General features: G+C 73.8%; 9 protein-coding genes and 1 riboswitch. Of the genes, 3 read left to right on the forward strand and 6 right to left on the reverse strand.

Translation table 11 applies throughout. The annotated features are described in order from the left end of the window. Positions 1-110: 110 nt before the first annotated feature. The 5 genes from AB0J68_RS20710 to AB0J68_RS20730 all read right to left on the reverse strand — a co-directional run bounded on the left by AB0J68_RS20710 (position 111) and on the right by AB0J68_RS20730 (position 4,911). Positions 111-2,117, reverse strand: coding sequence for an acyl-CoA dehydrogenase family protein (locus AB0J68_RS20710; protein WP_363940002.1), 2,007 nt, complete (start codon positions 2,115-2,117; stop codon positions 111-113). A 121-nt stretch (positions 2,118-2,238) separates the two neighbouring features. Beyond that, complete coding sequence (locus AB0J68_RS20715) at positions 2,239-2,742, reverse strand: DUF6328 family protein (RefSeq protein ID WP_354854666.1); 504 nt, start codon at positions 2,740-2,742, stop codon at positions 2,239-2,241. 252 nt (positions 2,743-2,994) lie between these two features. Continuing rightward, positions 2,995-3,744 (reverse strand): SIS domain-containing protein, encoded by a 750-nt coding sequence (locus AB0J68_RS20720; RefSeq protein WP_363940004.1) that lies wholly within the window; start codon positions 3,742-3,744, stop codon positions 2,995-2,997. Beyond that, positions 3,741-4,010 (reverse strand): AAC(3) family N-acetyltransferase, encoded by a 270-nt coding sequence (locus AB0J68_RS20725; protein ID WP_354854670.1) that lies wholly within the window; start codon positions 4,008-4,010, stop codon positions 3,741-3,743. Before AB0J68_RS20725 ends, AB0J68_RS20720 begins: the two co-directional genes overlap by 4 nt. A gap of 70 nt (positions 4,011-4,080) precedes the next feature. Further along, the gene (locus AB0J68_RS20730; protein WP_355067071.1) at positions 4,081-4,911 is read right to left on the reverse strand and encodes an alpha/beta fold hydrolase; all 831 of its coding nucleotides are present in this window, start codon (positions 4,909-4,911) and stop codon (positions 4,081-4,083) included. Positions 4,912-5,018: 107 nt separating this feature from the next. Continuing rightward, positions 5,019-5,123, forward strand: a riboswitch (TPP riboswitch). 77 nt (positions 5,124-5,200) lie between these two features. On the opposite strand from AB0J68_RS20730, the gene AB0J68_RS20735 reads away from it, so the two are divergent. The 3 genes from AB0J68_RS20735 (at position 5,201) to AB0J68_RS20745 (ending at position 8,163) form a co-directional block, all read left to right on the forward strand. Continuing rightward, a complete protein-coding gene (locus AB0J68_RS20735; RefSeq protein WP_355067070.1) occupies positions 5,201-5,788 on the forward strand; it encodes an ECF transporter S component in 588 nt (195 codons plus the stop codon). A 147-nt stretch (positions 5,789-5,935) separates the two neighbouring features. Beyond that, positions 5,936-7,366: an ABC transporter ATP-binding protein gene (locus AB0J68_RS20740; protein WP_354854675.1), complete on the forward strand. Its 1,431-nt coding sequence runs from the start codon at positions 5,936-5,938 to the stop codon at positions 7,364-7,366. Continuing rightward, complete coding sequence (locus tag AB0J68_RS20745) at positions 7,363-8,163, forward strand: energy-coupling factor transporter transmembrane component T (protein WP_355067069.1); 801 nt, start codon at positions 7,363-7,365, stop codon at positions 8,161-8,163. Before AB0J68_RS20740 ends, AB0J68_RS20745 begins: the two co-directional genes overlap by 4 nt. A gap of 118 nt (positions 8,164-8,281) precedes the next feature. On the opposite strand, the gene AB0J68_RS20750 is transcribed toward AB0J68_RS20745, so the two are convergent. Next, positions 8,282-8,559 (reverse strand): hypothetical protein (locus AB0J68_RS20750; protein ID WP_363940005.1); only part of this gene is annotated, 278 nt, incomplete at its 5' end.

The raw sequence follows: 8,559 nt of genomic DNA on the forward strand, positions 1-8,559 counted from the left end.
CGCGGCCGGCACGGCAAGCGCGGCCAACGCGACCAGTCCGGCCGGCGCGAACAGCGGCGAGGGGCGGCCCGGCGGGCGGGCCGCAGGGGGTCAGGCCGCGGGGTCGGAGGTTACGGCTTCGGCGGGATGCGGCGGCGGACGTCCTCGGCGGTCGACGGGCCGGGCGACCAGCGGGCCACCCAGGGCAACTCGTCGGACGGGGTGACGACCCCCTCCTCCAGCCCCGCGTAGCGGCCGGCGAGGATCCGCTTGGCGGCGGCGGTGTCGACGGAGTCGGTGTTGTCCCAGAGTGCCGTGAACAGCGCGTCCACCCGGACCAGGGCCTGCCGGCAGAACAGGTCGGCCAGCTCGACGTTCTCCGGCCGCGTGTCGCGCTCGGCGGACGCCCGGACGCAGACGGCGGACATCGCGAACAACTCCGCGCCGATGTCCACCACGCGCCCGAGGAACGCCTGCTTGCGCTCCATCTTTCCCTGCCAGCGGGACATCGCGTAGAACGTCGACCGGGCCAGCTTGCGCGACGACCGTTCCACCTGGCGCAGGTGCGCGGCCAGGGGCCCGAACTCGGCGTACGCCGATGGGCTCTGGCCCTTGCCGACCGCGAGGGTGGGCAGCCACCTCGCGTAGAACGCTCCCGCACGGGCGCCGGCGCGGGCCTTGCGGCCGAGCCCCGCCTCCGGGTCGATGATGTCGCCGGCCACCGAGAGGTGGGCGTCGACCGCCTCCCGGGCGATCAGCAGATGCATGATCTCGGTCGAGCCCTCGAAGATCCGGTTGATCCGCAGGTCGCGGAGCACCTGCTCGACGTTGGCCGGGCGTTCGCCGCGGGCGGCCAGCGAGTCGGCCGTCTCGTAGCCACGCCCGCCCCGGATCTGGATCAGCTCGTCGGCGATCTTCCAGGCCATCTCGCTGGCGTACAGCTTGACCAGCGCCGCCTCGATCCGGATGTCGTTGCGGTCGTCGTCGGCGAGCAGGCAGCACAGGTCGAGCATGGTCTCCATGCCGTACGTGGTGGCGGCGATGAAGGAGAGCTTCTGGGCGACCGCCTCGTGCTCGCCCACCGGCCGGCCCCACTGGACCCGGTCGGCGGCCCACCCCCGGGCCACGTTCAACGACCACTTGCCGGCGCCCACGCACATGGCCGGCAGCGAGAGCCGACCGGTGTTCAGCGTGGTCAGGGCGATCTTGAGCCCCTTGCCCTCACCGCCGATGACGTTCTCCGCCGGCACGAACACGTCGTGGAACCGGGTCAGGCTGTTCTCCAGACCACGGAGGCCGACGAACTCGTTGCGCCGCTCCACGGTGATGCCCGCGCTGTCGCCGTCCACCACGAACGCGGTGATCCCGCCGCGCCGACCCTCGGCGGCGGGCACCCGGGCCATCACCACCAGCAGGGTCGCGACGATGCCGTTGGTGGCCCAGAGCTTGACCCCGTTGAGTCGGTAGCCGGTGCCGTCCTCGGTCGGCTCGGCGGTGGTGGCGAGCCGGGCCGGGTCGGAGCCCACGTCCGGCTCGGTGAGCAGGAACGCGGAGACCTCGCCCGCGGCGAGCCGGGGCAGGAAGCGCTGCTTCTGCTCGGTGGTGCCGAACATCTTCAGCGGCTGCGGCACCCCGATCGACTGGTGGGCCGAGAGCAGCGCGCCGATCGCCGGGCTGACCGAGCCGGCCAGCATCAGCGCCCGGCAGTAGTGCAGGTTGCTCAGCCCGAGGCCGCCGTACTTGCGGTCGATCTTCATGCCGAACGCGCCGAGGTCGGCCAGCCCGTGGAACACGGAGTCCGGAATGGAGGCGTCCCGTTCGATGGCCGCGCCGTCCACCTCGGAGGTGAGGAAGGCGCGGAACCGACCAAGGAACTCCTCGGCGCGGGCCACGTCGTCCGGGTCGGAGCGGGGCCAGGGATCGATCAGGTCGAGCCGGAACCGCCCGAGGAACAGCTCCTTGCCGAAGCTGGGCCGATCCCAGGTGGACTCCCGGGCGGCCTCGGCGACCTGCCGGGCCTCCTTCTCGGAGACCTGCCCCGCCTCCGCCGGCAACGGCCCGGTGCTGCCCGGTGTGACGCTGCCGGCTTCGGAGTCGGGGCCGTCCGGTGCCGGTCGGCCATTCTGCGTCGTGGTCACGGCTGCCCCCTCGAACCTCGGTTGCGGCTGCGTCGACGTGCGCGACTACCGTCACGCTACCCCCGGTTGTTACCCAGGGGTAGCGCTGCGTGCGGATCGTCTGCTCGCTGCTCCGGCGGGGTCAGCGGCCGCTGAGCGTGTCCGGGTCGTCATCGTCGTCATCGATGTCGTCGTCCCCCCAGTTACGGCGGGCGAACGGCAGGATCACCCAGAACAGGAGGAACCAGAGCCCGGCCAGCGCGCTGAGCAGGAACGCGATCGGCCGGTCCAGCACGAAGTCGGTGATCAGCAGGACCGCGCTGACCATCGCGATCAGCATGAAGGCGAGGCCGCCGGTGGCCATCCGGTGCGCGAACCGCACCAGCTCCGGCTTGCGCCCCTGACGGAACAGCGCCCGGTGGAACGCCACCGGCGAGATGATCATCGCGGTGGCGGCGGCCGCGGCGAGCAGCGCGACGATGTAGACGTCCCGCTGGAACTCGCTGGTCCGGGTGAACCCGTTGCTGAACGGCAGGGTGAGCAGGAAGGCGAAGAGGATCTGCACGCCGGTCTGGGCGACCCGCAGCTCCTGCAACAGGTCGGCGAAGTTGCGCTGCCAACGCTGCTTCTCGGTCTCCTTGGACACGCGCTACCTCCGGTCAGACGGTACTGCCGGCGGTCCCAGCCGCCGGCAGCAACGCCAATGCCCCACACGGCCGAGCGCGAAACAGGCTCACGACACGTTCCGGCCATCTCCCCGTCGCCCGCCGGTCATCGCCCGGTCGCCACGCCGTCGCCCGCCCGCCCCAAGCCGAGCCGCCCGCGCCACCCGCCGTGCCGTCGCCCGCCCGCGCCATGCCGACCGCCCGGGTCGCGCCATCGCCCGCGCCGCCGGGGGTCAGGAGCCCCGGCGGATCCGGCCGGCGTATCTGGCCTCCAGGGCCGTGTTGTGCGCGTCGCCGTCCGGGATGTTCGCCGACAGGTAGACCGGGGGCCGCTCCCCCGTCGCCAGCAGCCGGGCGACGACCTCCACGGTGATCTGCTGCGCCAGCAGCGCCGCCGTGATCGAGGAGACCGCGCCGACCGCGCCACCGCCGGGCAGCGGCAGGGTCGCGTCGCCGTACGGTGCGCCGTTGTCGAGCACCACGTCGGCGAGGTCGGCCAGCTTGCGCCCGGACGGGTGGCGGGACGTCATCCGGCCGGAGTGCTGCGCCGAGGTGATCGCCACCAGCGGGTGACCATGCTCCTTGACCAGCGTGGCGAACTCGACCATCGCGCCGTTGACCCCGGAGTTCGACGCGAGCACGAAGACGTCGGCAGCCTGTACGGGGGCCAGCTCCCAGAGCCGGTGCGCCACCGCCGGGTCCCGCTCCAGCAGCGGCCCGAGACGATCGGCCGGTTCGCCGCCGAGCAGCACCAGGTCACGCAGCGCGATCCGGTTGGTGGGCACCAGACCACCCGCCCGACCGGCGATCTCCATGGCGAGGGCCTCCGAGTGCCCGGTGCCGAAGGCGTGCACCACCCCGTCGGCGCGTACCGCTTCGGCGATCAGATCGGCGGCCCGCCCGACCGCATCCCGCTGGCTGGCGGCCACCCGGCCGATCGTCTCGGTCACCACGGCCAGGTAGTCCTCGGCGCTCACACTCATGCGTCCTCCGTCGTCCGGTTGCGGGCCATCCACTGCACCGCGAAGTCGACCGCCGCCCGCTGGCGTACCAACCTCCCCGTCCCCGCGCCCACCGGGCCGCAGCGCACCGCCCCGGTGGCCTCCAGGTCCCGACCCAACGCGCCGAAGTCGCCCGCGTCGAGCCGGGGCGTACACCCAGCAGGCGCAGCTGCGCGGCGAGCGAGCGACGGGTGTCCGGCCCGCCGGCAGGTGCCGTCACGGCGCTCCTCCGCCCGGCGCCGGCCCACCCGGCGCCCGTCTGCCCGGCGTTCGTTGGCCCGGCGCTCGTTGGCCCGGCGCGTCTCGGCACGGCACGGCTCAGGCCGTCCCGGCGATCCGGGCCAGGACCGCCTCGGCCAGCGCGGCGGGTGCGGCGTCCGGAATCCAGTGGCTCACCCCGGGCAGCGGTACGAAGCGGTAGTCACCTGTGACATTGGCCTCGCACGCCTCGGCGGCGGTCCGCCCGATGGCGACGTCCCGGTCGCTCCAGACGTAGGTGGTGGGTACCGCGACCGGGCCGACGCCGGCCAGGTCGGCACGGGACATGGCCCGGTACCAGTTCAGGGCGGCGGTGAGCGCACCCGGCTCGCGCATCGGGTCGGCGTAGCGGTCCACCCGGGAGGCGTCACCCACCCCGCCGAGCATCTTGCGCAGCGCCGTCGCGTGCCACGCCAGCAGCACCTTCTCGGCCTTGCCCGGCTTGCGGAACAGCGCGATGTACGACGAGCGCGCCTTCTGCTGGCCGTCGGTGGCGAGAGCGTGCGCCATGGCCGCCGGATGCGGCACGGACACCGCGGTCAACGTACGGACCCGCTCGGGGTGCGCGGCGGCCACCGCCCAGGCCACGATCGCGCCCCAGTCGTGGCCGACCAGGTGGACGGCGTCCACATCGAGCGCGTCGAGCACCGCCACCACGTCGGCGACCAGTTCCGGAATCCGGTACGCGACCACCGCCTCCGGCCGGGCACCCGGCGAGTAGCCCCGCTGGTCCAGCGCGTACGTGCGCAGCCCGGCGGCGTGCAGTGCCGGCACGACGTCGTCCCACTCGCCGCTGTGCTGCGGGAAGCCGTGCAGCAGGAGGACGGGAATGCCGTCGGCCGGGCCGCCGGTGCCTATCTCGAACGTGAGACCTCGCGCGTCGACCTGCATGATCGGCAGCCTACCCAGCCGGCCGAGCGCCGGCCCTGATGCGCGGGCGGCCGAATGCCCTGCTGGGCCGTTACCCCTGGTCGGTGCTAGCGTCACCGAGACAACTTCACATCCGACAGGGGAGCGCACAGCGCTGAGAGTGCGGGCACGCCCGCAGACCCTCGAACCTGATCTGGGTAATGCCAGCGCAGGGAGTTCGGTCGACCTCCAGCCGCGCCGTGAGTCCGGTGCCACCGGGCGCGCGGCGTGCGTCTTCTCCTGGTTCGTTCCACTGAACTGGGAGCACAGCATGGACAACACCACCAGCCGTTGGCGCACCATCGACATCGTGGTCGCCTCGGTGATCGCGGTCGCCTTCGGCGTCATCTTCTGGGCCTGGGGCCTGGTCTGGAGCGCCACCGAGGGCGCGTTCGCCTTCTTCCCGCCCGCGCAGACGCTGATCTACGGCGTCTGGCTGCTGCCGGCCGTCGTCGGCGGCCTGGTCATCCGCAAGCCCGGCGCCGCGCTCTACTGCGAAACGGTGGCCGCGGTCGTCTCCGCGCTGCTGGGCAGCCAGTGGGCCGGCACGGTGATCCCCCAGGGCATCGTGCAGGGCATCGGGGCCGAGCTGGCGTTCGCCGCTTTCCGGTACCGGTCGTACCGGCTGCCGACCGCCGTGCTGGCCGGCGCGCTGACCGGTCTCAGCGCGGCGCTGTTCGACTTCTTCGTCTGGAACGTCGACTACGCGCTGGGCGACTACCGCATCCCGTACGCCCTGCTCACCATCGTCAGCGCCACGATCATCGCTGGCGTGGGCGGCTGGCTGCTCACCCGCGCCCTGGCCAACACCGGCGCGCTGGACCGCTTCCCGGTAGGCCGAAACCGCGCCCTCATCTGAGGGCGCGACTGTCCCCGTGATCAAGAGGTTTGCGTCAACGGAAGCCGGAATTCTGACGCAAACCTCTTGATCACCGGCGGGGAGACGGCGGGGAGACGGCGGGAGGACGGCCGGGAGTGGCAGGGAGTGGCAGGGAGGGGGTGTTGGGTGGGCGGGGTACTGCTGCGGGGGTTCGGGTGGCGGCATGCCGGGCGGCGGGCCTGGGCTGTGCGCGGGGTGGATCTGCGGGTCGAGGCCGGAGAACGGGTGCTGCTGCTCGGGCCCTCGGGGGCCGGTAAGAGCACCCTGCTCACCGCGCTGGCCGGGCTGCTGCCCGAGGATTCCGGTGAGCAGGAGGGCACCGTCGAGATCGACGGGCTCGACCCCCGTAAGGCGCGGGAACGGGTCGGCATCGTCTTCCAGGACCCGCAGACCCAGCTGGTGATGGCGCGCAGCGGCGACGATGTCGCGTTCGGGCTGGAGAACCGGGGCGTGCCGACGGACGAGATCTGGCCCCGGGTCGACGAAGCGCTGCGGCGGGTCGGTTTCCCGTACCCTCGCGACCGCAGCACTGCCGCGCTCTCCGGCGGCGAGCAGCAACGCCTGGCCCTGGCCGGCGCGCTTGCCCTGCGGCCCGGCCTGCTGCTGCTCGACGAGCCGACCGCCAACCTCGACCCGGACGGGGCCGCCCTGGTCCGGGGCGCGGTGGCGGGCGCGCTGGACGCCGACACCACAGTGATCCTGGTCGAACACCGGGTCGCCGAGGCGCTGCCACTGGTCGACCGGGTGGTCGTCCTGGAGCCCGGCGGCGGGGTCCGCGCGGACGGGACGCCCGAGGCGGTCTTCGCCGCGCACGGCGCTGCCCTCGCCGCCGAGGGCGTCTGGGTGCCCGGTCACCCCATCGCGCCCCGCACGGCCACCGCGGCCCCCGGCGACCTGCTGCTCACCGCCGACCGGCTCGGCCTGCCGCCCCGGCTGGGCCCCACCGACCTGGCGGTACGCGCCGGAGAGGCACTCGCCGTACGCGGACCCAACGGCGCCGGCAAGTCCACCCTGGCGCTGCTGCTCGGCGGCCTGCTCAAACCGGGCGCCGGCCGCGTCACCGCCTCGGCCGAGTTGGCCGGCGCCGACCACCGCGCTCCCCCGCACCGCTGGCGAGCGCCCGCGCTGGCCCGACGGATCGGGTCGGTCTTCCAGGACCCGGAGCACCAGTTCGTCACCGGCACCGTCTTCGACGAGCTGGCGCTGGGGCCACGCCGGACGGGTCAACCCGAGGCTGCCGTCCGGGAGACCGCCGCGGGGCTGCTGGACCGGCTGCGGCTGACCCGACTCGCGGCCGCCAACCCGTACACCCTCTCCGGTGGGGAGGCGCGGCGACTGAGCGTGGCGACGGCCCTGGCCACGGCGCCCCGCCTGCTGATCTGCGACGAACCGACCTTCGGGCAGGACCGGCGGACCTGGCGGGAGCTGGTCGACCTCTTCGCCGACCTGCGGGACGCCGGGCACGGCGTGGTCACGGTCACCCACGACCTCGACTTCGTCGCCGCGCTCGCCGATCGCACGGTCACCCTCCAGCGGGCACCGGACGGCGCCCGGTGATCAGCATCGAGCCGATCGCCGCGCCCGGCGCCCCGCTGGCCCGGCGCAACCCGGTGGCGAAGGTGGCCGCCGCGCTGGTCTTCTCGTTCACCCTGCTGGCGACGCTCGACCCGGTGGCGCCGGCGATCGCCATCGCGGTCGAACTGGCCGTCCTGCCGCTGTTCGGCGTCCGCTACCGGATGCTGGCCCGGCGGGCCCTGCCCCTGCTGCTCAGCGCCGCCGGCATCCTGGTCACCCTGGTGCTCTTCGCCGCCGACCAGTCCGGCCGGATCCTGCTGGACGCCGGGCCGGTGCTGGTGAGCACCGGCGTGCTGCGCACCGCTCTCGGCCTGGTGCTGCGGGTCTTCGCGGTGGCCCTGCCCGGCGTGATCGTCTTCGCCACCACCGACCCGACCGACCTGGCGGACGCGCTGATCCAGAACGCGAAGGCGCCGGCGCGGTTCGCCGTCGGGTCGCTGGCCGCGTTCCGGCTGGTGCCGCTGCTCGGTCAGGAATGGCAGATGATCAGCATGGCCCGGCGGGCACGCGGCGTCGACGCCGGACGCAACCCGGTGGCGAAGCTGCGGCTGTTCGCGTCCACGGCGTTCGCGCTGCTGGTCGGGGCGATCCGCCGGGGCACCCGGCTGGCCGTCGCCATGGACGCGCGCGGCTTCGACGGCGACACACCCCGTACCGTCGCCCGACGCCAGCGCTTCGGCCTCGCCGACGCGCTGCTGATCGCCGGGGCGGCCGCGCTGGCCGGAGCAGCCCTGACCACAAGCGTGCTCCTCGGCACCTTCCGCCCGCTGATCGGCTGAGCGGGCCGCTCAGCCAGTCGAGACGATCCGCACCACCTCGGTGATGCGGTGGTCTCCTGCACTGCGCAGGCCACCACATCACCGACATTGGTGCCACCGCCCCGACGGGTCGGGTCGGTCAGCTCCGGCGGAAGGCGTACCGGCGGGGCTGGCCGGCCCGTTGGCTGCGGCCACCGCCCGAGTGGTTACCGCCGGCCTGCGGTGGCCCGGCCGTCGGTGCCGTCGGTCGCCCGGCGGTCTTCGGCAGATCGTCCACCGTCGGCGCGTCGACCGCCGCCGGCACGTCGACGGCCAGCGCCGGCTCGACCAGCGCCGCAGGCAACGCGGGCTCCACCGGCGCCGCCGGCTCGGTCAGCACGGCTGGCAGCGCCGGCTCGATCGGGTCGACCGGGAGGT

Origin of the sequence: Micromonospora sp. NPDC049580 (assembly GCF_040675595.1) — a bacterium.
Classification (GTDB): domain Bacteria; phylum Actinomycetota; class Actinomycetes; order Mycobacteriales; family Micromonosporaceae; genus Micromonospora.

What these genes read in the sequence shown, in the direction of transcription:
- AB0J68_RS20720 (WP_363940004.1), bottom strand. Translation starts at nt 3,744, where the DNA reads ATGAGTGTGAGCGCCGAGGACTACCTGGCCGTGGTGACCGAGACGATC.
- AB0J68_RS20735 (WP_355067070.1), top strand. Translation starts at nt 5,201, where the DNA reads ATGGACAACACCACCAGCCGTTGGCGCACCATCGACATCGTGGTCGCC.
- AB0J68_RS20730 (WP_355067071.1), bottom strand. Translation starts at nt 4,911, where the DNA reads ATGCAGGTCGACGCGCGAGGTCTCACGTTCGAGATAGGCACCGGCGGC.